The sequence below is a fragment of the Pseudomonas sp. SWRI111 genome (genome assembly GCF_014268555.1).
In the GTDB taxonomy this organism is placed as follows: Bacteria; Pseudomonadota; Gammaproteobacteria; order Pseudomonadales; family Pseudomonadaceae; genus Aquipseudomonas; species Aquipseudomonas hamedanensis.
This window is the reverse complement of sequence record NZ_JABWQQ010000166.1, coordinates 1-232: the sequence shown is the minus strand read 5'-3', so window position 1 is coordinate 232 and position 232 is coordinate 1. Positions and strand designations below refer to the sequence as shown.

Sequence of the window (232 nt, the reverse complement as noted above, 5' to 3'; positions counted from 1 at the left end):
CTTCCGGCGCAGTCGAAACGGAAAACTCCTTGAGATTCAAAGAGTTACGCGGTTTTCGACAGCGGCTTGCTTCAGATTATCGAAGCCTGGAAGAAGTTGAAATCGCAGCGATGTATGGCGCTTTCAACGGTTCGGTCTTCTCGGTCGAAAGCGGTGAAAAAGAGGTGTTGACAACAGCGAGTAACGCTGTAGAATTCGCCTCCCGCTAACGAGAGATCGGAAGCGCAAGTGG

The 232-nt window shown here is 51.3% G+C and carries 1 protein-coding gene; it reads left to right on the top strand.

Translation table 11 applies throughout. The features are described from left to right. Positions 1-209, top strand: a 209-nt coding sequence (locus HU755_RS27295) for a hypothetical protein (protein ID WP_238350068.1), incomplete at its 5' end; no start/stop codon positions are given. Positions 210-232: the final 23 nt, after the last annotated feature.